Source organism: Streptomyces sp. NPDC001617 (genome assembly GCF_053596855.1).
Genome location: NZ_JBSFHA010000058.1, coordinates 32311 through 58586 on the forward strand (window position 1 = coordinate 32311; position 26276 = coordinate 58586).

At 71.3% G+C, this 26276-nt stretch carries 25 protein-coding genes and 1 pseudogene; 13 read left to right on the plus strand and 13 right to left on the minus strand.

The features are described 5' to 3' along the window. Positions 1–188: 188 nt before the first annotated feature. The 8 genes from ACWC09_RS34665 (at position 189) to ACWC09_RS34700 (ending at position 6620) form a co-directional block, all read left to right on the plus strand. Entirely contained in the window at positions 189–965 is a 777-nt protein-coding gene (locus ACWC09_RS34665; RefSeq protein WP_450854903.1) for an amino acid ABC transporter ATP-binding protein, read from the plus strand. 63 nt (positions 966–1028) lie between these two features. After that, a complete protein-coding gene (locus ACWC09_RS34670) occupies positions 1029–1865 on the plus strand; it encodes a glutamate ABC transporter substrate-binding protein (RefSeq protein ID WP_450854904.1) in 837 nt (278 codons plus the stop codon). A 122-nt stretch (positions 1866–1987) separates the two neighbouring features. Further along, positions 1988–2656, plus strand: coding sequence for an amino acid ABC transporter permease (locus ACWC09_RS34675; RefSeq protein WP_450854905.1), 669 nt, complete (start codon positions 1988–1990; stop codon positions 2654–2656). After that, positions 2653–3561, plus strand: coding sequence for an amino acid ABC transporter permease (locus ACWC09_RS34680; RefSeq protein ID WP_450854906.1), 909 nt, complete (start codon positions 2653–2655; stop codon positions 3559–3561). Before ACWC09_RS34675 ends, ACWC09_RS34680 begins: the two co-directional genes overlap by 4 nt. Positions 3562–3741: 180 nt before the next feature. Further along, a complete protein-coding gene (locus ACWC09_RS34685; RefSeq protein WP_450854907.1) occupies positions 3742–5349 on the plus strand; it encodes an FAD-dependent monooxygenase in 1608 nt (535 codons plus the stop codon). Positions 5350–5384: 35 nt separating this feature from the next. After that, on the plus strand, positions 5385–5552 hold the full coding sequence (locus ACWC09_RS34690; RefSeq protein WP_450854908.1) for a putative leader peptide: 168 nt from the start codon (positions 5385–5387) through the stop codon (positions 5550–5552). Positions 5553–5631: 79 nt separating this feature from the next. Then, positions 5632–6165 (plus strand): cysteine dioxygenase, encoded by a 534-nt coding sequence (locus ACWC09_RS34695; protein ID WP_450854909.1) that lies wholly within the window; start codon positions 5632–5634, stop codon positions 6163–6165. A 17-nt stretch (positions 6166–6182) separates the two neighbouring features. Further along, positions 6183–6620, plus strand: coding sequence for a rhodanese-like domain-containing protein (locus ACWC09_RS34700; RefSeq protein WP_450854930.1), 438 nt, complete (start codon positions 6183–6185; stop codon positions 6618–6620). Positions 6621–6915: 295 nt separating this feature from the next. On the opposite strand, the gene recX is transcribed toward ACWC09_RS34700, so the two are convergent. Together recX and recA are read right to left on the minus strand one after the other, a co-directional pair. Beyond that, complete coding sequence (gene recX / locus ACWC09_RS34705) at positions 6916–7953, minus strand: recombination regulator RecX (RefSeq protein ID WP_450854910.1); 1038 nt, start codon at positions 7951–7953, stop codon at positions 6916–6918. A gap of 4 nt (positions 7954–7957) precedes the next feature. After that, a complete protein-coding gene (gene recA / locus ACWC09_RS34710) occupies positions 7958–9082 on the minus strand; it encodes a recombinase RecA (RefSeq protein ID WP_450854911.1) in 1125 nt (374 codons plus the stop codon). A 314-nt stretch (positions 9083–9396) separates the two neighbouring features. Between recA and ACWC09_RS34715 the strand changes: the two genes are divergently transcribed. Next, complete coding sequence (locus ACWC09_RS34715; protein WP_450854912.1) at positions 9397–10173, plus strand: hypothetical protein; 777 nt, start codon at positions 9397–9399, stop codon at positions 10171–10173. A 49-nt stretch (positions 10174–10222) separates the two neighbouring features. On the opposite strand, the gene ACWC09_RS34720 is transcribed toward ACWC09_RS34715, so the two are convergent. Both ACWC09_RS34720 and ACWC09_RS34725 read right to left on the minus strand, forming a co-directional pair. Continuing rightward, complete coding sequence (locus tag ACWC09_RS34720) at positions 10223–11485, minus strand: AI-2E family transporter (protein ID WP_450854913.1); 1263 nt, start codon at positions 11483–11485, stop codon at positions 10223–10225. A 60-nt stretch (positions 11486–11545) separates the two neighbouring features. After that, complete coding sequence (locus tag ACWC09_RS34725) at positions 11546–11740, minus strand: DUF3046 domain-containing protein (protein WP_450854914.1); 195 nt, start codon at positions 11738–11740, stop codon at positions 11546–11548. Between the two features lie 80 nt (positions 11741–11820). Between ACWC09_RS34725 and ACWC09_RS34730 the strand changes: the two genes are divergently transcribed. Next, the gene (locus ACWC09_RS34730) at positions 11821–12765 is read left to right on the plus strand and encodes a hypothetical protein (protein WP_450854915.1); all 945 of its coding nucleotides are present in this window, start codon (positions 11821–11823) and stop codon (positions 12763–12765) included. A gap of 13 nt (positions 12766–12778) precedes the next feature. Here ACWC09_RS34730 and ACWC09_RS34735 read toward each other — a convergent pair whose 3' ends face one another. From ACWC09_RS34735 to ACWC09_RS34745, 3 genes and pseudogenes are all read right to left on the minus strand, one after another. Beyond that, on the minus strand, positions 12779–13087 hold the full coding sequence (locus ACWC09_RS34735) for an AzlD domain-containing protein (protein WP_450854916.1): 309 nt from the start codon (positions 13085–13087) through the stop codon (positions 12779–12781). Continuing rightward, the gene (locus ACWC09_RS34740; RefSeq protein ID WP_450854917.1) at positions 13084–13830 is read right to left on the minus strand and encodes an AzlC family ABC transporter permease; all 747 of its coding nucleotides are present in this window, start codon (positions 13828–13830) and stop codon (positions 13084–13086) included. Before ACWC09_RS34740 ends, ACWC09_RS34735 begins: the two co-directional genes overlap by 4 nt. Further along, positions 13731–14695: pseudogene (locus ACWC09_RS34745) on the minus strand (AraC family transcriptional regulator). Before ACWC09_RS34745 ends, ACWC09_RS34740 begins: the two are co-directional and overlap by 100 nt. A 159-nt stretch (positions 14696–14854) precedes the next feature. Here ACWC09_RS34745 and ACWC09_RS34750 point away from each other — a divergent pair. The 3 genes from ACWC09_RS34750 to ACWC09_RS34760 are packed head-to-tail and all read left to right on the plus strand — an operon-like array spanning position 14855 to position 21566. Beyond that, positions 14855–19876 carry an ATP-dependent helicase gene (locus tag ACWC09_RS34750; protein WP_450854918.1) on the plus strand — a complete coding sequence of 1674 codons (5022 nt, stop codon included), beginning with the start codon at positions 14855–14857 and terminating at the stop codon, positions 19874–19876. 56 nt (positions 19877–19932) lie between these two features. Continuing rightward, positions 19933–20769: an Fpg/Nei family DNA glycosylase gene (locus ACWC09_RS34755; protein WP_450854919.1), complete on the plus strand. Its 837-nt coding sequence runs from the start codon at positions 19933–19935 to the stop codon at positions 20767–20769. A 32-nt stretch (positions 20770–20801) separates the two neighbouring features. Continuing rightward, positions 20802–21566 (plus strand): SDR family NAD(P)-dependent oxidoreductase, encoded by a 765-nt coding sequence (locus tag ACWC09_RS34760; RefSeq protein WP_450854920.1) that lies wholly within the window; start codon positions 20802–20804, stop codon positions 21564–21566. Here ACWC09_RS34760 and ACWC09_RS34765 read toward each other — a convergent pair. The 6 genes from ACWC09_RS34765 to ACWC09_RS34790 form a co-directional block, all read right to left on the minus strand. Then, positions 21514–21792: a hypothetical protein gene (locus ACWC09_RS34765; RefSeq protein ID WP_450854921.1), complete on the minus strand. Its 279-nt coding sequence runs from the start codon at positions 21790–21792 to the stop codon at positions 21514–21516. The two genes, ACWC09_RS34760 and ACWC09_RS34765, sit on opposite strands and share 53 nt — an antisense overlap. A gap of 314 nt (positions 21793–22106) precedes the next feature. After that, a complete protein-coding gene (locus ACWC09_RS34770; RefSeq protein ID WP_016432287.1) occupies positions 22107–22481 on the minus strand; it encodes a helix-turn-helix domain-containing protein in 375 nt (124 codons plus the stop codon). Positions 22482–22590: 109 nt separating this feature from the next. Next, entirely contained in the window at positions 22591–23136 is a 546-nt protein-coding gene (locus ACWC09_RS34775; protein ID WP_450854922.1) for a CinA family protein, read from the minus strand. Beyond that, positions 23133–23855, minus strand: a complete 723-nt coding sequence (gene pgsA / locus ACWC09_RS34780) for a CDP-diacylglycerol--glycerol-3-phosphate 3-phosphatidyltransferase (protein WP_450854923.1) — start codon at positions 23853–23855, stop codon at positions 23133–23135. The genes ACWC09_RS34775 and pgsA overlap by 4 nt, the downstream gene beginning before the upstream one ends. Further along, positions 23852–25321 (minus strand): 30S ribosomal protein S12 methylthiotransferase RimO, encoded by a 1470-nt coding sequence (gene rimO, locus ACWC09_RS34785; RefSeq protein ID WP_450854924.1) that lies wholly within the window; start codon positions 25319–25321, stop codon positions 23852–23854. The genes pgsA and rimO overlap by 4 nt, the downstream gene beginning before the upstream one ends. A gap of 84 nt (positions 25322–25405) precedes the next feature. Further along, on the minus strand, positions 25406–26245 hold the full coding sequence (locus tag ACWC09_RS34790) for a helix-turn-helix domain-containing protein (protein ID WP_450854925.1): 840 nt from the start codon (positions 26243–26245) through the stop codon (positions 25406–25408). Positions 26246–26276 lie beyond the last annotated feature (31 nt).

A 26276-nucleotide genomic window follows, 5' to 3' on the forward strand; every position in this document is an offset into this window, starting at 1 on the left:
CCGTCAAGTGGGTTCCGGTTGCGCGCCGGTTCCGTTACCCGGCCGATACGGGTCCCTCTCGCAAGTGCTACGACACGTGTCCGATTGCTATCGGATCGTGATGCTCAGATCTCCCTCAGATGTAATGACGCTGGTCGCGGCCGGTCACTACTGTCCTCCGAAACCGAGGAGGACGGAGCCCGATAGCGATGACCGAAGTATCGGTGGCCAAGGAAGACGTGGTCCCAACCGGCGAACTGGTCGTCCTGAAGAGCGTCAACAAGCACTTCGGCGCGTTGCACGTACTCCAGGACATCGATCTGACGATCGCCCGCGGCGAGGTCGTCGTGGTCATCGGGCCCTCCGGGTCCGGTAAGTCCACCCTGTGCCGCACCATCAACCGTCTGGAGACCGTCGATTCGGGCACGATCGCGATCGATGGCAAGCCGCTGCCCCAGGAGGGCAAGGAGCTGGCCCGGCTGCGGGCCGACGTCGGGATGGTCTTCCAGTCCTTCAACCTCTTCGCGCACAAGACCGTGCTCGAGAACGTGATGCTGGGCCAGATCAAGGTCCGCAAGGCCGACAAGAAGCAGGCCGAGGAGAAGGCACGCGCCCTCCTCGACCGGGTCGGCGTGGCCACCCAGGCCGACAAGTACCCGGCGCAGCTCTCCGGCGGTCAGCAGCAGCGCGTCGCCATCGCGCGGGCGCTGGCCATGGGCCCCAAGGTCATGCTCTTCGACGAGCCGACCTCGGCCCTCGACCCGGAGATGATCAACGAGGTCCTCGAGGTCATGCAGCAGCTGGCCCGCGACGGCATGACCATGATCGTCGTCACCCATGAGATGGGCTTCGCGCGATCGGCCGCAAACCGCGTGGTGTTCATGGCCGACGGCCGGATCGTCGAAGAGGCTGCGCCCGACCAGTTCTTCAGCAACCCGCGCAGCGACCGTGCCAAGGACTTCCTGTCGAAGATCCTCCACCACTGACGGCCGGCCGGCCCGCTCCGCCTACGACGGCCCCCTCTCTTCACCAGCCAAAGGATGTTCATCATGAAGCTCCGCAAGGTCACCGCCGCCTCGGCCGCCGTACTCGCCCTCGCCGTGGCCGCCACGGCTTGTGGGTCGAGCAACAACGACAGCGGTTCCTCCGGTGGCGGCAAGAAGATCAAGGTCGGTATCAAGTACGACCAGCCCGGCATCGGGCTGAAGGAGCCGAACGGTTCCTTCGCCGGCTTCGACGTGGACGTGGCGACGTACGTGGCGGGCAAGCTCGGCTACAAGCCCAGCCAGATCGAGTTCGTCGAGACCAAGAGCGCCGACCGTGAGAACGCGCTGGCCCGTGGCGACGTGAAGTTCATCGTGGCCTCGTACTCGATCACCGACGAGCGCAAGCAGAAGGTCGACTTCGCCGGCCCGTACTTCCTGGCCCACCAGGACCTGCTGGTCAAGACGGGCTCGACCATCACCAAGGGCACGGACCTCAACGGCAAGCGTCTGTGTTCCGTGACCGGCTCCACCTCCGCGCAGAACGTCCAGAAGACGATCGCCCCGAAGGCCCAGCTGAAGGAGTACAGCGGCTACTCGGAGTGCATCGCCGGCCTGCAGAGCGGCGCCGTGGACGCGGTGACCACCGATGACTCGATCCTCGCGGGCTACGCCTCGCAGGACAAGTACAAGGGCCAGTTCAAGCTCGCCGGGCTCAAGCTCAGCAACGAGAACTACGGCATCGGCGTGAAGAAGGGCGACACCGCGACCCTGGACAAGATCAACAAGGCGCTGGAGACGATGGTCAGCGACGGCACCTGGAAGACGGACGTCGAGAAGAACTTCGGCCCGTCCAACTACAAGTACGAGCCGGCGCCGAAGATCGGCCAGATCGTCCAGTAAGGCAGACCCAGCCACGCAGGGTTCCTCGGGCACGCCGCCGCCCGCCGCGATCACGGCGGCGGCGCGCCGGAGAAGGGGCCTGGCCCTCCTCGTACGCCACACACCCGGAAGCGCGGGAGATCGTGTTCGACTTTCTTCAAGGTTATGACGTCCTGGGGGCGTTCTGGATGACGGTGAAACTCACCGTCCTCTCCGCCCTCGGCTCCCTGGTCTGGGGCACTCTGCTGGCCGCGATGCGGGTCAGCCCGGTCCCGCTGATGCGTGGGTTCGGCACCGTCTACGTCAACATCGTCCGCAACATCCCCCTGACGGTCATCATCGTCTTCACCTCGCTCGGCCTCGCCGACATCTTCGGCATGACCCTGGGCGCGGCGAACGACTTCAAGGCCCAGGGCTTCCGGCTCGCGATCCTCGGTCTCGTCGCCTACCACGCGGCCTTCGTCTGCGAGTCGCTGCGGTCCGGCATCAACACCGTGCCGCTGGGACAGGCGGAGGCGGCCCGGGCGATCGGTCTGAGCTTCGGCCAGACCCTGCGGCTCATCGTGCTGCCGCAGGCGTTCCGTTCGGTCATCGGCCCGCTGGCCAACGTACTGATCGCGTTGACCAAGAACACCACGGTGGCGGCCGCGATCGGCGTCGCCGAGGCCGCGTACCTGATGAAGTCGATGATCGAGAACGAGGCACAGACACTGCTCATCGGCGCGGTCTTCGCCTTCGGGTTCGTGGTACTGACCCTGCCCACCGGCCTCATCCTGGGCTGGCTGGGCAAGCGACTGGCGGTGAAGCGATGAGTTCCGTCCTCTACGACACTCCCGGCCCGAACGCCAAGCGGCGCAACGTCGTCCTCTCGGTGGTCTTCCTCGCCCTGCTCGCCCTTGTGCTGTGGTGGGTGTGGCAGAAGATGGACGACAAGGGCCAGCTGAAGTGGTCCCTGTGGCAGCCGTTCACCACGTCCGAGGCGTGGACGACGTATCTGCTGCCGGGCCTCGGCGACACCCTGAAGGCCGCCGCGCTCGCCATGGTCATCGCGCTGCCGCTGGGCGCCTTCTTCGGCATCTCGCGCATGTCGGACCACCGCTGGGTGCGCGTGCCGGCGGGCGTCGTGGTCGAGTTCTTCCGCTCGATCCCGGTCCTGCTGCTGATGCTCTTCGCGAACGAGTTCTACGCCCGCTCGACCAACGTCACCACCGAGGACCGGCCCCTGTACGCGGTCATCACCGCCCTGGTGCTCTACAACGCCTCGGTCCTCGCCGAGGTCGTCCGCGCGGGCATCCTCGCACTCCCCAGGGGGCAGACGGAGGCCGCGTATGCGATCGGTCTGCGCAAGGGCCAGACGATGACCAGCATCCTGTTGCCGCAGGCGGTCACGGCGATGCTGCCGGCCATCGTCAGCCAGCTGGTGGTCATCGTGAAGGACACCGCCCTGGGCGGCGTGATGATCGGATATACCGAGCTGCTCAATTCGCGCAGCACGCTGGCCGCCAACTACGCCAACGTCATCCCCAGCTTCATCGTGGTGGCGATCATCTTCATCATCGTCAACTTCACCCTCACCAGCTTCGCGAGCTGGCTAGAGGGCAGGCTGCGGCGCAGCAAGCGGGGCACGGGCGCGGTGCTCACCGAGGACACGGTGGAGGTCAACCCCGCCGCGGTGGGCGGCGCCTTCGGCACCGGCGCGGGTGGCACTTCGGTGTGACCTGATGATCAGTCACCTCGCATGACCGGCACGGAGGCAGTGGCATGATCGCCACTGCCTCCGTCACTTGACGCAAGCACCGGCAATGGGTTGCATACGTTCTGTGATCGTGCACCCTGCTCCACCTTCCTGTTCACATACGTCCCTCAGGACACCGCCGCGGGCAGGGGGCGCCACGCCGTGGACCCGGTGATCATCGTCGGAGCGGGGCCCGTCGGGCTCACGCTCGCCCTGGCGCTGGCGCGTCAGGAAGTGCCCTCCGTCGTGCTCGACGAGGGTCCCGGCAAGGACGAACCGCGCCCCGCTCGCACCGTCGTCCTGCGCGAGGACACCGCCGCCCTGATGGAGCGGCTGACGGGTCTGCCGCTGGAGCAGGCAGGGACGCGTTGGGCCGGATGGAGGTCGCTGCGGCGCAAGCAGGTGATGCGCGAGGTCGTCTTCGACGAGGCCGACCCCTCCCCCGTGCACATCGCCCAGCACGTCCTGACCGGCGCCCTGCGCGAGACCCTGGCGGGCGAACGGCTCGTCAGGATCGCCACGAACAGCCGCCTCGACACCATCGAGCAGGAACCCTCCGGCGTCACCGCCCACACCCGCGGCCCCAAGGGCACGTGGTGGCGCGGCAGTTACCTGGTGGGCTGCGACGGCACACGCTCGACGGTCCGCAAACTCCAGGACATCCGCTTTCCGGGCCGCACCGCGGTGGAACGACACGCCGTGGCCGCACTGCGCGTGGAACTTCCGTGGGAGGGCCAGGCGTTGCTCCATCGGATGCCGCCGTGGCGGACGTCCGGTCCTTCGGCGGGGGAGGTCACCGGACGCCCGCTCCCGGACGGGGTGTACCGCCTGGACTGGCTGCTGCCGCCGGGCAAGGACCTGGTCACACCCGAGCTGATCCTTGCCCGCATCCGGGAGACCCTGGCCGGCTGGACCGGCGGTTCCACACCGCCGTACGAACTCCTCGACACCGGAGTCCACACCGTCCACCACCGTCTCGCCCGCCGGTGGCGGGTCGGCCGGGTCTTCCTCGCCGGGGACGCGGCACACCTGCTCGGCGCGCTCGGCACCCAGGGGCTCGACGAGGGACTCAGGGACGCCGACAACCTGGCCTGGAAGCTCGCCCTGGCCTGGCACCACGGTCCGCACGAGGCGCTGCTCGACAGCTACCAGGCCGAGCGGCGCGGCGCGGTCGCCGCCCGGCTGCGCGCCGCCGACCAGGTGCTGCCGCTGCTGCGCGGCGGCGGAGGGCTGCGCGCGTACGTCCCCGGCTCGGCCCGGGGCCACGACGCGCTGCTCGTCGACGGCCACCTGGGGCGTGGGGCGCTCGGCACGCCGGGGGCGTACGCCGCCTCGCCGCTCGCGCCCCGGCATCTGGAGGGCGAGGTCCCGGTCGACACGGCGCCGGGTGCCCCCATCGCCGATGTGCGGGTGACCGCGGAGGACGGCTCCTTCGTACGACTGCGGGAGCGGCTGGGACGCGGTGCGCTGCTCGTCGTCCTGGTCGCGCCGGGCACCGGCGTGTGGGACCGCAAGCACTGGGTGACCGCGGGCGTGATGCCCCGGCTGGCAGCGGCAGTGGCCGCGCTCCCGCACCCGGCCGAACTGCTGGTCGCCGAGAGCTACCCGGGCGCAGCCGCACACACCGTGCTGCTCGCCCGGCCCGACGGCCATCTGGTCACGGCCCTGAGCGGCGTGCGCCCGGCCGACCTGTACGCGGCGGCGGAGGCGACGCTGGGCGGACCGGCCAAGGCGGAGGCCGAGGCCGGTGCGGGGGTCGGCGCACGCTGAGGTCGTGCGGCGCACCGAAGCCGTCGTACATATGAATGTCATACTCACTGTCACCGTGCGGTCCACATAGTGACAGTGAGTTGACCGGTCTGCACCGTCATGGTGTACTCCGGATCGTGACCGACACCTGTGTGCGCCTGTGGCGGAGGGTCCATATGGACCTCGTCCGCTATGCGGGCTGCGTGTGTCGTCCGTCCTGCTGAATTCGCATCCCTCTCAACCGCGCGCGCCGCTTCCGTGCTGCCGCGCGCTCTCGCGAACGCTCTTCAGGACGGTGCCCCCTTGTCTGTCTCCCCCTCTGTCTCCGCGCCTGCGACGGTTTCCGCGCCGACGCAGGCCGACCTCCTCGACTTCGCGCGACGCACGGCCGCCGACGCCGAGCTGATCGCCTCGCTCCCGCTGGATCCCGAGGGCCGCACCTGGGTGCGCCTGGAGGGGCCCGGCGGCAGCGAGGCGTGGCTGATCGGCTGGCCGCCCGGTACCGGGACCGGCTGGCACGACCACGCCGAGTCCGTCGGCGCCTTTGTGACGGCGGCCGGAGAGCTCAAGGAGAACTCGCTCGCCGCGCGGCTGCCCGCCGACGGCTGGAGGACCCTCGAACTCAGCGACGGAGTGGACCGGGAACGGCAGTTGCCGTCCGGCAGAGGCCGTGCCTTCGGCCGCCACCATGTCCACGAGGTGCTCAACGAGTCCACCGACGAGCACGCGATCTCCGTCCACGCCTACTATCCGCCCCTGCCGCAGATCCGCCGCTACAGCCGCGTGGGCCAGGTGCTGCGGCTCGAGCACGTCGAGCGGCCGGAGGACTGGCAGTGAGCAGCGGCGGTGAGCGGGTGACCGGGGTCGCAGGTCCGTGGGGCAACGGGCAGGCGGGGGCAGGGCCCGAACAGCCCGTCGCCATCGACGAGTTGCTGGAGCGGGTGCGCGAGGGCTACGAGCGGATCGGGCCGGACGAGGCGTACGACGCCGCCCGGGCCGGCGAGGCCCTGCTCGTCGACATCCGGTACGCGGCCCTGCGTGAGCGGGACGGTCTGATCCCCGGCGCCCTGGTCGTGGAGCGCAACGAGCTGGAGTGGCGGCTCGATCCGCAGGGCAGCCACCGCGTCCCCGAGGCCACGGGCCATGACCTGCGGGTCGTGGTGATCTGCAACGAGGGCTACGCGTCGAGCCTCGCGGCAGCGTCCCTGCACCAGCTGGGGCTGCACCGGGCCACCGATCTGGTCGGAGGCTTCCAGGCGTGGCGGGCGGCGGGACTGCCGGTGGCGTCGTAGACGGCTCCTTGCAGGCCGGCTGGGCTGTCGTGGCCCCCTGACGACCGCCTGGAGGACGGCGGGGCCGCCGTGGCATCGCACGTTGGACGGGTGACCTTCCGACACGTCGGGCCGCTGAACGCGATGGGCGCCCCCGCGCGTCCACCGTGCCCAAGGCCGATGCGTCACCCGAGCCGCCAAGTCCGGTTCGGAAGGGCACCCTTGGACGGAGCCGCCTCGCCGCGGACCCCTCGGCTCAGAACCGGTCGGTTGTGAACGCCTCGGCTCAACACCTGTCGGCTGTGAACCCCTCCGCTCAGAAACCCTCGTCCCCGAGCGACTCCGTGTCCTCGCCCTCCTCCTCCAGCGCCTGCCGGACCACCCGCAGGGCCATGCCCTCGGAGTAGCCCTTGCGGGCGAGCATGCCCGCGAGACGGCGCAGCCGCTTGTCGCGCTCGAGGCCGCGCGTGGCGCGCAGCTTGCGGGCGACGAGCTCGCGCGCGGTCTCCTCCTCCTGCTCGGAGTCGAGCTGTGCGACAGCCGCGTCGATCAGCGTGGATTCGACGCCCTTGGTCCGCAGCTCCTGAGCCAGTGCCCGCCGAGCAAGCCCCCGGCCGTGGTGCCGGGACTCCACCCAGGCGTCCGCGAACGCGCTGTCGTTGATCAGCCCGACCTCCTCGAACCGCGACAGCACCTCCTCGGCCGCCTCGTCCGGGATCTCCCGCTTGCGCAGGGCGTCCGCGAGCTGTTTGCGCGTGCGCGGGGTCCCGGTGAGCAGGCGCAGACAGATCGCCCGCGCCTGCTCCACCGGGTCCGCCGGAGTATCCCCCTGCTCGGCCCTCGACGAGGAGGAGGAACCCCCGTCCACACCGAGCGGCTCTCCGCCGCGCCGCTGCCGACGCCCACGGGAGCCGCCCGCACCACGGGCCCCGCCACGACGGCGCGGGCCTCCGCCGGGCGAGACCGATTCGTGCGCCGAGTGAGCCGAGCCCTCGCCCGACCACTCTGCGCCGCCCGACTCGTCGCCGTACGCCCGGTCGGCGCCGTGGGTCCCGCCGCCGATGCGAGACGCCCCGGCGTCGTACGAGCCGCTGTCGCCGTACAACGACCCCGTGCCGTACGAGCCGCCGGTGCCATACCGGTCCCCCGCACCGCACGAGCCCCCCGCACCCGTGCCGTACGGCTCCGCGCGGCCGTGTCCCCCGTCCGCGCCGGGCCCCGTGTCGCCCCCGTACTCCTGGCCGCCGTAGACACCGCCTCCCGGCCCGGCAGATCCCCCGTCGCCTCTCCGGCCGCCCCTCTCATCCGGGGTGTCCGGGTAGGCGTACTCGGACCAGTCGGTTCGCCGTGTCATCGGATCAGCTCTTGGCGGCCGGCGCCTTGGCCTTGGCAGCCTTGGCCGCCGGAGCGGGCACCGTCTTCGCGGCGTCGTCCGGGGCGGCGGTGACGGCGGCGTCCGCGCCCGGCTCGGCGGTCGGCTCCTGCGGCCGCACGCCCACGCCCAGCTTTTCCTTGATCTTCTTCTCGATCTCGTTGGCCAGGTCGGGGTTGTCCTTGAGGAAGTTGCGCGCGTTCTCCTTGCCCTGGCCGAGCTGGTCGCCCTCGTACGTGTACCAGGCGCCGGCCTTGCGGACGAAGCCGTGCTCCACACCCATGTCGATCAGGCCGCCCTCGCGGCTGATGCCCTGGCCGTAGAGGATGTCGAACTCGGCCTGCTTGAAGGGCGGCGCGACCTTGTTCTTGACGACCTTGACGCGGGTGCGGTTGCCGACCGCCTCCGTGCCGTCCTTCAGGGTCTCGATGCGGCGGATGTCGATACGCACCGAGGCGTAGAACTTCAGTGCGCGGCCACCGGTCGTGGTCTCCGGGGAGCCGAACATCACGCCGATCTTCTCGCGGAGCTGGTTGATGAAGATGGCGGTGGTCTTGGACTGGTTGAGCGCGCTGGTGATCTTCCGCAGGGCCTGGCTCATGAGGCGGGCCTGCAGACCGACGTGGCTGTCGCCCATCTCGCCCTCGATCTCCGCGCGCGGGACGAGCGCGGCGACGGAGTCGATGACGATGAGGTCGAGGGCGCCGGAGCGGACCAGCATGTCCACGATCTCCAGGGCCTGCTCGCCGTTGTCCGGCTGGGAGAGGATCAGGTTGTCGATGTCGACGCCGAGCTTGCGCGCGTACTCGGGGTCCAGGGCGTGCTCCGCGTCCACGAACGCGACCTGGCCGCCGGCCTTCTGCGCGTTCGCCACCGCGTGCAGGGTCAGGGTCGTCTTGCCGGAGGACTCCGGCCCGTAGACCTCGACGACACGGCCGCGCGGCAGGCCGCCGACACCGAGGGCCACGTCGAGCGCGGTCGACCCGGTCGGGATGACCTCGATGGGCTCCATCACCCGATCACCCATGCGCATGACCGCGCCCTTGCCGAATTGCCGTTCAATCTGTGCGAGTGCGGCATCCAGGGCCTTCTCGCGGTCGGTTCCTGCCATGGGTTCCACCCGATTTGCTTGAGTCGATCGCTTCACGTCAAAGACGCTAACGCCTGCCACTGACAATGCGCCCCGACGCCCGTCCGGCCTGTGGATAACTTGGTTACTTCTCCATCAAAACCGTGCCGAATCACCCACGGTGAGCCTCGCCTGAGCCTCCATAAGAATGGATGTTCGATTTTTGTGTCAAGCGCACCACGCGGCACCTCCGAGACTGGCTCCGCGGCCCGGCAGTGGGGCTACTTCTCCCGGCGTACGGCGGGTGTCTCCGGTGGGACGACGACCGGACGGGACGCTGCCACGAGGCTGGCCGCATGGAGACGGAGACCGAGAAGAGCACCCGGGACAACGTCGGGACACGTCCGGTGGAACCCCTCTGCCACGCCACCGGCCTGCTCCTGATCCTCTCCGGCCTCCTGCACCTGGTGGTGTTCGCCGTCGACGGTGGCCCCTGGTACGGCCCCGTCTCCTGGCGCAAGCCCGTGACCTTCGGGCTGTCCTTCGGGGTGACGCTGATCGCGGTCACCTGGGTGACGTCGTATCTGCGCGTCGGATCGCGGCTGCGCACCGTGCTGCTCGCCGTGTTCGCCGCCGACTGTGTCGTGGAGGTGGGCGGCATCACCCTTCAGGCGTGGCGTCGGGTGCCTTCGCATCTCGACATGGAGACGCCCTTCGACACCGCGGTGTCGATGACGCTCGCCGTGGGCGGCGGTGTTCTCGTGGTGCTGCTCACCGTGTTCGCGCTCGCCTCGTTCCGGCACCGGCCCGCCGGCCCCACGGGGATGGCGCTCGCGGTGCGTTCCGGGTTCGCGATCCTGCTCGTCGCGCTCGCTTCGGGCGCCGCGATGATCGCGCGCGGTGTGGTGCTCACGCGTACCGGCCACCAGGAGGCGGCGTACCGGTCGACGGCCCCGCTCAAGCCGCTGCACGGGGTCAGCCTGCATGCCGTGCTGGTCCTGCCCGCACTGGCCTGGCTGCTGTCCCGCACGTCCTGGAGCGAGCCCGTCCGCCGACGCGTCGTGGCCGCGGCGACCGGCTGCTACCTGGCCGCCGTCATCGGCGCCGGGGTGTGGGCCGTCCTCACGTACTGAACCGACCAGGCGTCGTTGCCGGCCTCGGCCCCAACCCTCGTATCGCTACTCAGGAGTTGCTGGCCCTGGGCTCGTCCTCCTGGGGCGGCGCCAACCCCGGACGCCGTGCCCACAGCCGGCTCGCGCGCGTGAAGAGCCCCGGCCCCGATCCGCTGCCCCGGTGCCCGTGGACCCGGGGGTCGTCCGTGACCGCGTACCGCTTCACGTACGCCCCCAGGAACGCCTGCAGCGTGGCGACCGCCGGGATGGCGATCAGCGCGCCGACCGCGCCGAGGAGCGCGGTGCCGGCGATGACCGAGCCGAAGGCGACGGCGGGGTGGATGTCGACGGTCTTCGCCGTCAGCTTGGGCTGCAGCACGTAGTTCTCGAACTGCTGGTAGACCACGACGAAGATCAGCACCCACAGCGCGTACCAGGGGTCGACGGTGAACGCGATCAGCATGGGCAGTGCGCCCGCCAGATACGTGCCGATGGTCGGGATGAACTGCGAGACCAGGCCCACCCACACACCCAGCACGGGCGCGTACGGCACACCCAGGATCTGCAGCAATATGTAGTGCGCGATGCCGGATATGAGCGCCATCAGGCCGCGCGAGTAGATGTAACCGCCGGTCTTGTTGACGGCGATCTCCCACGCACGCAGCGCCTCGGCCTGCCGCGCGGGCGGCAGTACGGAGCAGATCGCGCGGCGCAGGCGGGGGCCGTCGGCGGCGAAGTAGAACGAGAACAGGGTGATCGTCAGCAACTGGAAGAGGCCGCCGAGGACTTGGGCCGAGACGTCCAGAACGCCGGTGGCGCTGTTCTGCACGTAGTTGCGCAGCCAGTCGGAGCGGAGCAGGCCCTCCTGGACGTCCACCCGCTTCAGGTCGGTGTGGAAGTGCGTGTTGATCCAGTGGATGACGGAGTCGAGATAGTTCGGGAAATCCTCGACGATCTTGACGATCTGGCCCGCCAGCATCGAGCCGAGCAGGGTGACGAAGCCCGCGGACAGGATCATCACGGCGAGGAAGACGAGACCGGTGGCCAGCCCCCTGCGCATGCCGCGCGAGGCCATCCAGCTCACCGCGGGCTCGATGGCGAGGGCCAGGAAGAACGCGATGAGGATGTTGATCAGCAGCCCGGTGAGCTGGTGGAACGCCCAGGTGCCCAGTTGGAAGGCGGCATAGAGGGCGAGCACGAGCACCACGGAGCGCGGCAGCCAGCGCGGCATGCGGGCGCTCGACACGGCGTCGGCCGAGGGCCGGTCCGGCGGGGTCGTGCCGAACGGGGATGCCTGCTGGGCCCTGGGCCCGGTCTCGTCAGTGGGTGACACGGATCAAGTCTCGCGCACATATCTGACAATCAGTTGCCGTCCTGCGATCTTCGTGCCCGATCAGCGCTTCTCCCCCGGAACGTTCATGACCGTGCAGACCACACGCCACACGTCCTTCGCGTCCCAGCCGGAGTCCAGCGCCTCGTGCACCGTGCGTCCGCCGAGCTCTGTCATCACGTGGTCACGCGCGAAGGTGTCGGCATACCCCGAACCGAAGTGATCCGCCATCCGCTGCCAGAAGACCGTCAACCGCATGCCTCCAGTATCCCGCCCCTGGGGGTGGGCCTGAGCCGGGACCGCTTGTCGAGACCGCTTTCCGTCCTACGGTCTGTCGCATGTCCGAAACTGGAGCTTCCCCACTCCCCGCCACGCCCCCGGCGCACTCCCCGCTCTTCCGCGCCGAGCACTTCGTCTGGCTCACCGCGCGCGTGCTGGAACAGCGCCTCTTCGCGCACCACTTCCTGAACGGCGGCGCCGACCCGGTGGAGACCGCACTGGACGCCTACCGCAACGAGGACGGCGGCTACGGCCACGCCCTGGAGCCCGATCTGCGCGGCCCGGTCAGCCAACCGCTGCACACCGGGCACGCGCTGCGTGTCCTGGACTCCATCGGGCGCTGCGGCGGACAGCGCGTGGAGCGTGTGTGCCGCTATCTGACCTCCGTCTCCACGGCGGACGGCGCACTGCCGGCGATCCATCCCAGCCAGCGCGGCTATCCCGCGGCCCCGTTCATGCCGATCATGGACGACCCGCCGAGCGAACTCCTCGCCACCGGGCCGGTGGTGGGCCTGCTGCACCGCAACGAGGTGTGGCACGCCTGGCTGTTCCGCGCCACCGACTTCTGCTGGCACGCGGTCGAGTCCCTGGAGAAGTCCCACCCCTACGAGATCGAGGCCGCCGTGGCCTTCCTGGACTCCGCGCCCGACCGCCCGCGCGCGGAGGCCGCCGCCGACCGCCTCGGCCGCCTGGTGCGCGAACACCGGCTCGCCGCCCTGGACCCGGACGACCTCGCCGCGTACCCGGTCGCGCCCGGCTACGCCCCCGGTGAGCACCACTTCCCGCACGACTACGCGAAGACGCCGAGCTCCCTCGCGCGCGCATGGTTCACCGACAAGGAGATCGAGCGCTCCCTGGACCTCCTGGCCGCCACACAGCAGGAGGACGGCGGCTGGCCGATCCGCTGGCGCCAGTGGGCGCCCGGCATCGCCCTGGAGGCACGCCCCGTGGTGACGATCGAGGCGCTGCGCACCCTCAGGGCGTACGGCCGCGCCATCGGCTGACCCCGGGGCACTGTCATCCACCCATGGCCCGCACGCCCGCGGTCACCACCACGGCCGCCGCCACCACGAGCAGGAAGGGTGCGCGCAGCACCAGCACGACGGCGGCCGCGGCGACACCCGCCACGCGCGCGTCGAGCACGAGCGCGTGCCCGTCGGCAAAGGTCTGCTGTGCGGTGAGGGCGGCCAGCAGAGCCACCGGCAACAGCGCGGCCAGTCGCCTGACGAGCGGCCGCTCCAGGGTGCCCGCGGGAACGAGCAGACCGGCGAGCTTGACCGCGTAGCATCCGAGGGCGGTCGCCCCGATCGCGATCCAGGTGTTCAACGGTCTTCCCCTGCTGTGTCGTTGGCCGAGGGACGACCGCGACGGCCCTCCAGGAACAGAACGGCGGGCGCTGCCAGCGCGGCGACCAGGACGGGCACTCCGGCAGGAAGGGCGGGCAGCAGCCCGAGCCCCAGCAGAACGGCGAGCCCGGCGACGGCACGCTCGGTGGCGGTCTTCAGCATCGGTGCGAGCAGGGCCAGGAACACGGCGGGCCCGGCCGCGTCCAGCCCCCACGCGTCCGTGTCGCCGATGGCCCTGGCGCCGAGGGCGCCGAGCAGCGTGGTGAGGTTCCACAGCACGTACAGGCTGAGCCCGGTGACGACGAACCCGATCCGCGCGGCCCGCCGCGTGGGCTGCGGGAGCGCGACCGCGGTCGTCTCGTCGATCACCCACTGTGCGGCGAACGGCCGCACCGCGCGCGGAAGGGCCAGCAGCTGCGACAGACGCAGCCCGTAGAAGGCGTTGCGCACCCCCAGGAAGAAGGCGCCGGCGGCCGCCGTGAGCGGGTTTCCCCCGGCCGCGAGCGCGCCGACGAGCGCGAACTGGGAGGCACCGGTGAACACCAGGAGGCTGAGCGCGCAGGTCTGCGGCAGCGTGAGTCCGCCGCCGGCCGAGGTCACCCCGAAAGCGAACCCGGACAGTCCTACGGCGACCCCGACCCCGAGGGCGTCCCGTACGACCGCGGCGTCCGTCTTCCCTGCGCCACCGGCACCTGTGTCTGCGAGAGCTGTGTGTTCTGCCACGCCTCGGACGCTACGAGCGCAGCAGCCGAGCGTCTTGTACGTTCTTGCGCTCCCGCTGATAGGCACCCGGAGGCACGCCGACGATCCGTGCGAAGTGCCGGTTCAGATGCGGCTGATCGGTGAACCCCACGGCGACGGCGGCCTCCGCGGGCGCGGTCCCGCCGTCCAGCAGCCGCCGCGCCCGCCGTACCCGCGCATCCGTCAGCCAGGCGTGCGGCGGCATCCCGTAGGCGTCCCGAAAGGCCCGAAGCAGCGCGAACGGGCTGGTCCCGAGATCACCCGCCAGCGTCTCCAACGTGGGCGGCTCGACCATCCGCTCCTCCAGCACGGCACGCGCGCGTGCGGCGACCCGGGCCCCCGCGGTCCGCACCGCCCGCTGCGGCAGCGGCCCGCCGTTGAGTCGCAGCAACCTCGTCACAGCGACCCGCAGCAATGTGTCGGCGGCCAGCGCGTTCCCTTCGTCGGCAGCGCGCAGCACCTGATGGACGAGCCCCACGGCGTACGGGTCGTCGAGCACAGGACTGATGAACCCGGGCGTCCCCCGGATGAGCATGGTCTCGGCCGCGATCTCACCGACCACCTCCGGCGACGGATACACAGCCCCGTACCGCCACCCCTCGGGCACCCCCGCCCGCCCGGTGTGCGGGGTATCGGGATTGACCAGCGCAAGAGCCCCCGCCCCCGCGTACTGATCAGCCCCACGATGATGAAAGACCTCGACCCCGTCCACAATCGCGGCGATCACGAAGTGCTCATGGGTGTGCCGGACGAACCGCTTGCGCACATACCGCGCCCGCAGCAGATCGACGCCCGGCAACTCGGCGTACTGCCAGTGCCGCGCCGCTTCCCTGCCCGAACCCGCCATACCCCCATTCTCCGTCAGCCCGACAACCCGGGTCCGGCCCCTCCAGATCCGTACCACCACGCCCCCGCCCCACAACGCACCCCCGCCGCCCGGGCCGGGCCCGCGTCAGCGAACCCGCAGGTCAGGTCGATTGTCAGTGGCTGGGTGCAGGATGGACGCATGGTCAGCTCCGCACGCCGAGCCCTCGACGGCTTCTCCCCCGCGACCCGCGGCTGGTTCACGGGGGCCTTCTCCGCGCCCACCGCAGCCCAGGCGGGCGCGTGGAACGCCATCAGAGAGGGCTCGGACGTACTGGTGGTCGCCCCCACCGGCTCCGGCAAGACGCTGGCCGCCTTCCTCGCCGCACTCGACCAGCTCGCCTCCACACCCCCGCCGGCCGACCCCCGCAAGCGCTGCCGCGTCCTGTACGTCTCCCCCCTCAAGGCCCTCGCGGTGGACGTGGAGCGCAACCTCCGCAGCCCCCTGACCGGCATCCGCCAGGAGTCTGTCCGACTGGGCCTGCCCGAGCCCGAGGTGAAGGTCGGCATCCGCTCAGGCGACACCCCGGCCGCCGAGCGCCGCGCGCTGTCCACCCGCCCGCCGGACATCCTGATCACCACCCCGGAGTCCCTGTTCCTGATGCTGACGTCGTCGACCCGCGACGCGCTGACCGGCATCGAGACGGTGATCCTCGACGAGGTGCACGCGGTGGCCGGCACCAAGCGCGGCGCCCACCTCGCGCTCTCCCTGGAGCGACTGGACGAGCTCCTGCCGAAGCCGGCCCGCCGCATCGGCCTCTCGGCAACCGTCCGCCCGGTCGACGAGATCGCCCGCTATCTGTCACCGCGCCGCAAGGTCGAGATCGTCCAGCCGAAGTCGGGCAAGGAGTTCGACCTCTCGGTGGTCGTCCCGGTCGAGGACCTCGGCGAACTGGGCGGCTCCCCGGTGGCCGACGGCTCCGAGGGCACCGAACGCCCGTCGATCTGGCCGCACGTCGAGGAGCGGATCGCCGACCTCGTCCAGGCGCACCGCTCCACGATCGTGTTCGCCAACTCCCGCCGCCTCGCGGAGCGCCTGTGCAACAGGCTCAACGAGATCGCGTACGAGCGGGCCACCGGCGAACCTCTGGACGAGCACCACGCCCCGGCCGAGCTCATGGGCGGCTCGGGAGCGGCCCAGGGCGCCCCGCCGGTCATCGCCCGCGCCCACCACGGCTCGGTCTCCAAGGAACAGCGCGCCCTGGTCGAGGAGGACCTCAAAGCCGGCCGCCTCCCCGCCGTCGTGGCGACGTCCAGCCTGGAACTGGGCATCGACATGGGCGCGGTCGATCTGGTCGTCCAGGTCGAGTCACCGCCCTCCGTGGCGTCCGGTCTCCAGCGCGTGGGCCGCGCGGGCCACCAGGTCGGCGCGGTCAGCACCGGCGTGGTCTTCCCGAAGTACCGCGGCGACCTCGTCCAGGCCGCGGTGGTCACCGAGCGGATGCGCACCGGCTCCATCGAGTCCCTGAAGGTGCCGGCCAATCCCCTGGACGTCCTGGCCCAGCAGCTCGTCGCCATGACCGCGCTGGACACCTGGCAGGTCGACGACCTGCTCGCCACGGTCCGCCGGGCCGCCCCCTTCGCGTCCCTCCCCGAATCGGCGTTCACCGCCGTCCTGGACATGCTCGCCGGCCGCTATCCCTCCGACGCCTTCGCCGAACTGCGCCCGCGCGTGGTCTGGGACCGCGTCGCCGGCACGATCACCGGCCGCCCCGGCGCGCAGCGCCTGGCCGTCACCTCCGGGGGCACCATCCCGGACCGCGGTCTCTTCGGGGTCTTCCTCGCCGGAGCCGACCCCAAGAAGGGCGGCGGCCGGGTCGGCGAGCTGGACGAGGAGATGGTCTACGAGTCGAGGGTGGGCGACGTGTTCACCCTCGGCACCAGCTCCTGGCGTATCGAGGACATCACCCGCGACCGCGTCCTGGTCTCCCCCGCACCGGGCGTACCGGGCCGACTCCCGTTCTGGAAGGGCGACCAGCTCGGCCGCCCGCTCGAACTGGGCCGCGCGGTGGGCCAGTTCCTGCGCGAGGTCGGATCACTCTCCAAAGAGGACGCCCGCCTCCGCCTCCTGGCGGCCGGCCTGGACACCTGGGCGGCGGACAACGTCCTGTCGTACCTGGACGAACAGCGCGAGGCCTGCGGCCACGTCCCGGACGACCGCACGATCGTCGTGGAGCGCTTCCGCGACGAGCTGGGTGACTGGCGGGTCGTCGTCCACTCCCCCTTCGGCGCCCAGGTGCACGCCCCCTGGGCACTCGCCCTCGGCGCCAAGCTCTCCGAGCGTTATGGCATGGACGCGCAGGTCATGCACGCCGACGACGGCATCGTCCTGCGCCTGCCCGACGCCGACCTCATGGGCCTGGACCTGCTCGACCAGGAACCCAGGAAGGCGGGCACGGAGTACGACGCCGAGCAGGCGCCGGTCGGTGCGGCGGACGTCGTCTTCGACAAGGGCGAGGTCGACCAGATCGTCACCGACCAGGTCGGCGGCTCGGCCCTGTTCGCGTCCCGCTTCCGTGAGTGCGCCGCCCGCGCGCTGCTGCTGCCGCGCCGCAACCCCGGCAAGCGCACCCCACTGTGGCAGCAGCGCCAACGGGCCGCCCAACTGCTGGAGGTGGCGAGCGAGTTCGGCTCGTTCCCGATCGGCCTGGAGGCGGTCCGCGAGTGCCTCCAGGACGTCTTCGACGTACCGGGGCTGGCCGAGCTGATGGGCGACCTGGAGGCCCGCAAGGTGCGCCTGGTCGAGGTCACCACGCCCGAGCCCTCCCCCTTCGCCCGCTCTCTCCTCTTCGGGTACGTCGCCCAGTTCCTGTACGAGGGAGACTCCCCTCTCGCGGAGCGCCGCGCCGCGGCCCTGTCCCTGGACTCGCGGCTGCTGGCGGAGCTGCTGGGCCAGGCGGAGCTGCGCGAGTTGCTCGACGCCGAGGTGCTGACCGAGCTGGAGCGGGAGCTCCAGTGGCTCGCCGAGGACCGGCGGGTGAAGGACGCCGAGGGGGTCGCGGACGTACTCCGGCTCCTCGGTCCGCTGACCGACGCCGAGCTGGCCGAGCGGGGCGCCGAAGCGCAGTGGGCGCAGGAGCTGGCCCGGGCCCGCCGCGTGATCAAGGTCCGTGTCGCCGGTGCCGACCACTGGGCGGCGATCGAGGACGCGGGCCGCCTGCGCGACGCCCTCGGCACAGCACTCCCCGTCGGCGTCCCGGAAGCCTTCACCGAGCCGGTGAAGGACCCGCTGGGCGACCTCCTCGCGCGGTTCGCCCGCACCCACGGCCCCTTCACGTCGGCCACCGCCGCCAGCCGCTTCGGCCTGGGCGTGGCGGTCACGGAGGGCGCGTTGCAGCGCCTCGCCGCGAACGGCCGTGTCGTACAAGGGGAGTTCCACCCGGCGGGCATCGGCCAGGAGTGGTGCGACGCGGCCGTACTGCGCCGTCTGCGCCGCCGTTCGCTGGCCGCCCTGCGGCACGAGCTGGAGCCGGTGGCACCGGCCGCGCTCGCCCAGTTCCTGCCGCAGTGGCAGCACATCGGCAAGGGACACGGGCTGCGCGGCCTCGACGGACTGGTGCGGGCCGTCGAGCAGTTGCAGGGCGCGTCCGTGCCCGCGTCGGCCCTGGAGAAGCTCGTCCTGCCGTCCCGCGTCGCCACTTACACGCCCGCCATGCTCGACGAGCTCACCGCGGCCGGAGAGATCGTCTGGGCCGGAGCGGGTGCTCTCCCCGGCAAGGACGGCTGGGTCTCCCTGTACCTGGCGGACGCGGCGCCCCTGCTCCTGCCCGCCCCCCACCCCCTGGAGCTGACGGCCCTCCACGAATCGGTCCTGAGCTCCCTCTCCGGGGGCTACGGCCTGTTCTTCCGCCAGATCGCCGACCAGGTCCGCGCCACCACCCACCCGGACGTCACCGACCCCCAACTGGCCGACGCCGTCTGGGACCTGGCCTGGTCCGGACGCCTGACGAACGACACACTCACGCCCATGCGCTCCCTGCTGGGCTCGGGCCGCACCGCCGGCTCCACGGCCCACCGCGCCAAGCGCGCCGTCCCTCGCGGCCGCTACGGCTCCCTGACCGCCGCCGCCCGCCCCGCCTCCCGCACCGGCCCGCCGACCGTCGCCGGTCGCTGGTCCCTGCTCCCGCCCCGCGAGGCCGACCCCACCGTGCGCGCGCACGCGCTGGCCCGCACCCTTCTCGACCGGCACGGCGTGGTCACCCGGGGCGCCGTCGCCGCGGAGGGCGTCGAGGGCGGCTTCTCGGCGACGTACCGGATCCTGTCCGCCTTCGAGGAGAGCGGCCAGGCCCGGCGCGGCTATGTGGTGGAGGGGCTCGGCGCGGCCCAGTTCGCGATGGACGGCGCGGTGGACCGCCTCCGTGCGGTGTCCACCGCGCGGGACCGGGGCGAAGCCCTGCCACAGCCGTCCGCCGACGGCGCACCGGGCGGTTTCCCGGCCGACCCGTTCGGCTCGCCCCACGCCTTCACCGCGCCCGGCGACCACGCCGGCGGCGCCGACGCGCCCCATGGACACGCACCCGACGACGCCGACACCTTCGACTGGACCGACGGCTCTATCGGCGAAGGCATCCACCGGAGCAGCCCCGGCTTCGAAGTCACCGGCTTCAGCGACGACTTCGGCCTGCCGCCCGCCCCGGCCTCGCGGGACGAGTACGTCTCGCCCCGCGACTTCGCCTCCTCCGGCACGGGCGGCCCCCGCGGCGGCTCCGGATACGGCCCCTACGCCTCGTACGGCTCCGCCTTCCCCAACCGCCGTACCCGCCCCGCCCCCGACTCCCGGGCCGTGGTGCTGGCCGCCGCCGATCCGGCGAACGCGTACGGCGCGGCTCTCGCCTGGCCGGAGCCGCCGACCGGCGCGGGCCACAAGCCGGGCCGCAAGGCGGGCTCCCTGGTGGTCCTCGTCGACGGCGAGCTGACGCTCTACATGGAGCGCGGCGGCAAGACGCTGCTGGCCTGGCCGGCCGACCCGGACGGCACCGCCACCGACGACCCACGCCTGCGTGCGGCCGCCGAGTCCCTCGCCGCGGCCGCGAAGGCGGGCTCTCTCGGCACCGTCACGGTGGAGCGTGTCAACGGCGCCTCGGCCCTCACCTCCCCCATCGGCGCCCTCCTGGAAGGAGCGGGCTTCATCGCGACCCCACGCGGCCTGCGGCTGCGGGCATGAAGAACCGCTCGCACCATGGAGCGCACCCGCTCTCCGCCCCGTGCCACCCTTGACCCATGCCCGAAGGAGACACCGTCTGGCAGACCGCGAGACGCCTGCACGGCGCCCTCGCGGGCAAGGTGCTGACCCGCAGCGACCTCCGGGTGCCCAAGTACGCCACGGTCGACCTCACGGGCCGTACCGTGCTTGACGTCACTCCCCGCGGCAAGCACCTCCTCACCCGTATCGAGGGCGGCCTGACCCTCCACTCGCACCTGCGGATGGACGGCGCCTGGAAGGTGTACGAGAACGGCCGACGCTGGAGCGGGGGCCCCTCTCACCAGATCCGGGTGATCCTCGGAAACGCCGAGCGCACCGCCGTCGGCTATCGCCTCCCCGTCCTGGACCTCCTCCGCACCACCGACGAGGAGCGCGCCGTCGGCCACCTCGGCCCCGACCTCCTCGGCCCGGACTGGAACCCCGAGCTGGCCCTCGCCAACCTCCTCGCCGACCCCGCCCGCCCCCTCGGCGAGGCCCTGCTCGACCAGCGCAACCTCGCCGGCATCGGCAACGTCTACAAGAGCGAGCTCTGCTTCCTGCTCGGTGCCACCCCGTGGCTCCCCGTCGGCGCCCTGCCCGCCGAGCGGGCCGCGAAGCTGCCGGCGCTCGCCAAGCGGCTGCTGGAGGCCAACCGCGACCGTCCGGTGCGCACCACTACGGGCCGCCGCGGCCAGGACCTGTTCGTGTACGGCCGCGCACCCCGCCCCTGTCTGCGCTGCCACACCTCGATCCGGGTGGCCGACCAGGGCGACGGCTCTCGCGAACGCCCCACCTACTGGTGCCCGGGCTGCCAGGCAGGACCGGCCCCGAGCACCACTCCGCCTCGCGGAACCGCACGCCGTACGACCAATTGACGGACCGTCAGAAAGCCTCGTACCGTCCCTTCATGCCCGTCAAGGCGTACGACCTCACCGGACGCACCGCATTCGTCACCGGGGCCGCCGGCGGCATCGGCCGCGCCTCGGCCCTGCTGCTGGCCGAGGCCGGCGCCACGGTCCACTGCGCCGACCGCGACGGACAGGGCCTGCACGAGACGGCGACCCTGATCAAGGACGCGGGCGGCACGGCCCGGACCCATCACCTCGACGTGACCGACCGGGACCAGGTCCGCCAGGCCGTCGCGTCCTGCGAACATCTCCATGTGATGGCGGCGATCGCCGGGATCATGCACAGCAGCCCCGTCCTGGAGACCCTGGACGAGGACCTGGACCGCGTGCTGAACGTCAATTTCAAGGGCGTGCTGTACGCCTGCCAGGAGGCGGCCCGCGCGATGCTCGCCCAGGGCACCGGGGGCAGCATCGTCACCATGGCGTCGAGCGCCATCGACACCGGCCGCCCCGGCCTGCTCTGCTACGGCGCCGCCAAGGCCGCCGTCGTCCAGCTGACGAAGACTCTGGCGAGCGAGGTGGGCCGGCACGGCGTCCGCGTCAACGCGGTCGCGCCGGGCTGGACCCGGACGCCCATGACCGACCGGCACGAGGCCGGGGAACAGGCGCAGACGGAGACGCTGATGGCCCGGCTGGCCCCGCTGGGCCGGGTCGGCGAACCGGAGGACGTCGCCCACACGGTTCTCTACCTGGCCTCCGACGCCTCGTCCTTCATGACGGGCCAGATCCTGCGTCCGAACGGCGGAGTGGCGATGCCGTGGTAACCCGAGCGCCCCGCCAGGCCTCCCGCCACCGCCCCGCCCCCACCGCTCCCGCAGCCCGTCCCTTGGGCACACAGTGCACCGGCAACAGGCTGAGCCCCCACCCACCGGCCGCGACAGCCCCCTCCAGCACCCCGGCGTCGGGCACGAAAGCCAGCCGCAGCACGGCCCACCACCACAGCACCCCGAACCCGAGCGCCACCCCCCGGCGCACCGTCGGCCGTGCCATGGACCCACCTCCAGCCCCGAAAGCTAGACCGGCGCCCTGACTCGCGGGGAGGGCGCACCGACGGCACACGGGCGCACCGTCACAGCTCTGGCAACGGCGCCCGCCCCGACGCACCACAGGCATCCACCATGACCGCCCCGGACCACCCCGGCAAACGCAGTCGTGCGGCCCGGAAGCCGCGAAGGACCGGAAGCCCCCGCACACACGAAAACCCCGGCCGGACCTCCCCAGGTCGCCCTGGAGAAGCCCCGGCCGGGGCTTCGCACACTTCTCGGTGCCGGTCGGCGCCTCGTCGGTCTACCTCCGCGTGAGCATCACGCGGCGACCACGTCCACCGCCTCTGCGGGCGCCTTGATGGTCACCCTTTCCGGAGGCACACCGGTCACCGACACGGAACCCAGCATCGGACGAACCGGTGCCGGGACAGACTCGGTGGCCGCAGCGGACTGGGCCAGCTCGGCGAGGGCGAGCTCGTCGCTCACTTCCCGCATGAGCTCGGACATCCGTACGTCCAACGCGTCGCAGATCGCGGAGAGCAGCTCGGAGGAAGCCTCCTTCTGCCCCCGCTCCACCTCGGAGAGATAGCCGAGTGAGACTCGGGCGGACGAGGAGACTTCGCGCAGAGTACGGCCCTGGCGTTGGCGCTGCCGACGCAGCACGTCACCCAGCAGGCGACGGAGCAGAATCATCGGTGGCTCCCTCCTCGGACCGCGTAGCCGCATCCTTCACGCCCCACCGTACCGCCTTGCGCCGCGGCCGTGCGGGGAGCGATGTCGTGTTCACTCAGGGCTGCAAACATCAAAACCCCCCGTTCTGTTCCGTATCCTGTGCCCGCTCATTCCCGGTGTGTTCGCTCGCAAGCTCTGTCAGGAGCAGTGCGAGTACGCTCCGTACACTCTCCATACGAATTTCCGCGCGGCTGCCGTTCAACCGCAGGGCCTCCACTTTTCCGCCAGGGGCGGAACCGGAACCAGGGCCGAACGGCCCGTCCACGGCCACGAAAACCGTCCCGACGGGCTGCCCGTCCTGCGGATCGGGCCCCGCCACACCGGTCGTCGCGAGGCCCCAGTCGGCGCCCAGCGCCTTGCGCACTCCGGCCGCCATCTGGGCCGCGACCTGCGGATCCACCGCTCCACGCTCGGCCAGCAGGGTGGCGTCGACACCCAGCAGCTCGTGCTTGAGCTCGGTGGCATAGGCGGTCACCGAACCGCGGAAGGCCTTGGAGGCCCCGGGGACGGTTGTGATTTCCGCCGCAACCAGCCCGCCGGTGAGAGACTCGGCGACCGCGAGGGTCTGTCCCTTCACTGTCAGTAGTCGCACCACGTCGGCGGCCGGGGAACTCACGCTTCCGCCTCCTCCGACGCGGCCTTGCGCTCGGCGATTCCCTGCCTGCGCAGCACTATGGCTTGTCTTACATAGTCGAATCCGGTCGCCACGGTCAGGACGACCGCCACGGCCATCACCCAGAACCTCAGGGTGGCCAGCCATCCCGTCAGCGCCAGCACGTACATCCCGACCGCCACGCCCTGCGTGAGGGTCTTGAGCTTGCCGCCGCGGCTCGCCGGGATCACGCCGTACCGGATGACCAGGAAACGCAGGAGCGTGATCCCGAGTTCCCGGCCGAGGATGACGATCGTCACCCACCACGGCAGATCGCCCAGCGAGGAGAGACAGATCAGCGCCGCCCCCATGATCGCCTTGTCGGCGATGGGGTCGGCGATCTTCCCGAAGTCGGTGACGAGATCGTAGGTGCGCGCCAGATGACCGTCGAACAGGTCGGTGATCATGGCGATCGCGAAGGCGGCCCAGGCGAGCGAGCGCCACGCCGGGTCGTATCCGCCGTCGGCCAGCATCAGCGCGACGAAGCCGGGGACGAGGAGCAGCCGGAGCATGGTCAGCAGGTTGGCGATGTTCCAGACGCTGGCCTGGTTCACGGCCGCGGCCACGACCTTCCCGCCCCGCGCGGGCCTCGCGTCGCCGGCCAGGTCGGAATCGGCGCCGTCGACTCTCGGGGGACCCGCCTTGGAGGAGCCGTTCGCCGCCGATGCCGGTACTCCGGTCATCTGCCCGCCTCCTCACTACACCCGAGCGAGCCGGCCAGCGGCTCGGCCACCAGGTCGACACCTTCCGTACCGACCACCTTGGCCTCGACGATACGGCCGACGCTCAGCCCTTCGCCGCTCGTGAGCAGCACCTGCCCGTCGGTCTCCGGCGCCTGGTGCGTCCCACGGCCGAACACGCCCTCCTCGTCCACGGACTCCACGAGCACGTGCACGGTCTCGCCCACGCGCTCCTCGGCCCGCTGCGAGACGAGCTCCTCGGCCAGCCGGGAGACACGCGCGAGCCGCTCGGCGACGACGTCCTCGGGCAGCTTGTTCTCATATGTCGCCGCCTCGGTGCCCTCCTCGTCGGAGTAGCCGAAGACGCCGATGGCGTCCAGTCGCGCGCCGTTCAGGAAGCGCTCCAGCTCTGCCAGGTCGGCCTCGCTCTCGCCCGGGAAGCCGACGATGAAGTTCGAGCGCACGCCGGCCTGGGGGGCCTTGCTCCGGATGGTGTCGAGCAGCTCCAGGAAGCGGTCGGTGTCGCCGAAGCGGCGCATGGCGCGCAGCACGTCCGGCGCGGAGTGCTGGAAGGACAGGTCGAAGTACGGGGCGATCTTGGGCGTCGAGGTCAGCACGTCGATGAGGCCGGGGCGCATCTCGGCCGGCTGGAGGTAGCTGACGCGCACGCGCTCGAGGCCGTCGACATCCGCCAGCTCGGGCAGCAGGGACTCCAGCAGGCGGATGTCGCCCAGGTCCTTGCCGTACGACGTGTTGTTCTCGGAGACCAGCATGATCTCCTTGACGCCCTGCTCGGCCAGCCACCGTGTCTCGTTCAGCACATCGCTCGGCCGGCGCGAGATGAAGGAGCCGCGGAAGGACGGGATGGCGCAGAACGTGCAGCGCCGGTCGCAGCCGGAGGCGAGCTTCACCGAGGCGACCGGGGAGCCGTCCAGGCGGCGGCGCAGGGGCGCACGGGGGCCCGAGGCGGGCGCGAGGCCGTCCGGGAGGTCCACGGGCGCGTGCCCGGGCAACGCGACCCCGGCCGCGGACTCCTGGCGCTCGGCGGGGCTGATCGGCAGCAGCTTGCGCCGGTCGCGCGGGGTGTGGGCTGCGTGGACACCGCCGCTGAGGATGGTCTGCAGGCGGTCGGAGATGTCCGCGTAGTCGTCGAAGCCGAGCACACCGTCGGCCTCGGGGAGCGCCTCGGCGAGGTCCTTGCCGTACCGCTCGGCCATGCAGCCCACCGCCACGACGGCCTGGGTTCTGCCATGCCCCTTGAGGTCGTTGGCCTCGAGGAGGGCGTCGACGGAGTCCTTCTTGGCGGCGTCGACGAAGCCACAGGTGTTGACGACGGCGACATCCGCGTCCGCGGCGTCCTCCACGAGGTCCCAGCCGTCCGCCTCCAAGCGGCCTGCGAGCTCCTCCGAGTCCACCTCGTTACGGGCGCAGCCAAGAGTGACGAGTGCGACGGTACGGCGTTCAGGCATGGGCTCAAGACTACTTTGTCCCACTGACAGTCCACGTCGAAGGGGCTGGCCGATCTCGGCCAGCCCCTTCGACGCGTCCTCAGCTCAGCCGACCTGGGGGTCGCCCTTCGTATACGTCAGGCGCTCCACCGCGCCCGGCTGGAAGTCGTCCTCGATCTTCTTGCCGTTGACGTAGAGCTGAATGGCTCCGGCGTCACCGAGGACGAGGTTGATCTTGTCGCTGTCCTGGAAGGTCTTGGACTCGCCCTGCTGGAGCAGTCCGTCGAACAGGAGCCGGCCGTTGTGGTCCTTGGCGGAGATCCAGCTCTTTCCGTCGGCGGCGCTGACCTGGACGGTGACCTTGTCCTGGGGCGCGGCCGCGATGGCGCTGTCGGACGGGTCGGACTTCGGGGTGGCGGACTTCTTCTCCGTGGGCGTCGGCGAGGCGGACTTGCTCGTCGTGGGCGTGGATCCCTCGGCGACCTGCGTCCTCGCTCCGCCGTCGTCGCCGCCCCTGAACGCGGTGAACCCGACGAAGCCGACCACGGCGACGATCGCGGCGACCATCGCAGCGGTCCAGTTGGGCCCGCGCCGCTCGGGGCGGATCCGTTCCGCCTCGAAGAGCGGGGCCGCCGGAGTCGGGGCCGGACGGCCGCCGTGATCGGCGTCGTACTGCGCGAGCAGCGGGGCCGGATCGAGGTGGACGGCCTTGGCCAGGGTCCGGATGTGCCCGCGCGCGTAGACGTCTCCGCCGCAGGGAGCGAAGTCGTCCGCCTCGATGGCGTGCACGATGGCGATGCGGACCCGGGTGGCGTTGCTGACGTCGTCGACGGTCAGCCCGGCCTCGATACGCGCCTGTTTGAGGGCGCGGCCGACCGACAGGCGGGCTTGCTCGCGATCGTCTTCGAACGGACGCTCGTCTTCAGGGGAGTTGCCGATGGACACGGGGGCGCCTTTCGAGCGTTTAAGCCACCTG

Excerpts from the sequence above, each read along its gene's own strand:
- ACWC09_RS34665 (WP_450854903.1), top strand. The coding sequence starts at position 189 with ATGACCGAAGTATCGGTGGCCAAGGAAGACGTGGTCCCAACCGGCGAA.
- ACWC09_RS34670 (WP_450854904.1), top strand. The coding sequence starts at position 1,029 with ATGAAGCTCCGCAAGGTCACCGCCGCCTCGGCCGCCGTACTCGCCCTC.
- ACWC09_RS34680 (WP_450854906.1), top strand. The coding sequence starts at position 2,653 with ATGAGTTCCGTCCTCTACGACACTCCCGGCCCGAACGCCAAGCGGCGC.
- ACWC09_RS34690 (WP_450854908.1), top strand. The coding sequence starts at position 5,385 with ATGTCATACTCACTGTCACCGTGCGGTCCACATAGTGACAGTGAGTTG.
- recX (WP_450854910.1), bottom strand. The coding sequence starts at position 7,953 with ATGACACGGCGAACCGACTGGTCCGAGTACGCCTACCCGGACACCCCG.
- recA (WP_450854911.1), bottom strand. The coding sequence starts at position 9,082 with ATGGCAGGAACCGACCGCGAGAAGGCCCTGGATGCCGCACTCGCACAG.
- ACWC09_RS34715 (WP_450854912.1), top strand. The coding sequence starts at position 9,397 with ATGGAGACGGAGACCGAGAAGAGCACCCGGGACAACGTCGGGACACGT.
- ACWC09_RS34725 (WP_450854914.1), bottom strand. The coding sequence starts at position 11,740 with ATGCGGTTGACGGTCTTCTGGCAGCGGATGGCGGATCACTTCGGTTCG.
- ACWC09_RS34730 (WP_450854915.1), top strand. The coding sequence starts at position 11,821 with ATGTCCGAAACTGGAGCTTCCCCACTCCCCGCCACGCCCCCGGCGCAC.
- ACWC09_RS34750 (WP_450854918.1), top strand. The coding sequence starts at position 14,855 with ATGGTCAGCTCCGCACGCCGAGCCCTCGACGGCTTCTCCCCCGCGACC.
- ACWC09_RS34755 (WP_450854919.1), top strand. The coding sequence starts at position 19,933 with ATGCCCGAAGGAGACACCGTCTGGCAGACCGCGAGACGCCTGCACGGC.
- ACWC09_RS34760 (WP_450854920.1), top strand. The coding sequence starts at position 20,802 with ATGCCCGTCAAGGCGTACGACCTCACCGGACGCACCGCATTCGTCACC.
- ACWC09_RS34765 (WP_450854921.1), bottom strand. The coding sequence starts at position 21,792 with ATGGCACGGCCGACGGTGCGCCGGGGGGTGGCGCTCGGGTTCGGGGTG.
- ACWC09_RS34770 (WP_016432287.1), bottom strand. The coding sequence starts at position 22,481 with ATGATTCTGCTCCGTCGCCTGCTGGGTGACGTGCTGCGTCGGCAGCGC.
- pgsA (WP_450854923.1), bottom strand. The coding sequence starts at position 23,855 with ATGACCGGAGTACCGGCATCGGCGGCGAACGGCTCCTCCAAGGCGGGT.
- rimO (WP_450854924.1), bottom strand. The coding sequence starts at position 25,321 with ATGCCTGAACGCCGTACCGTCGCACTCGTCACTCTTGGCTGCGCCCGT.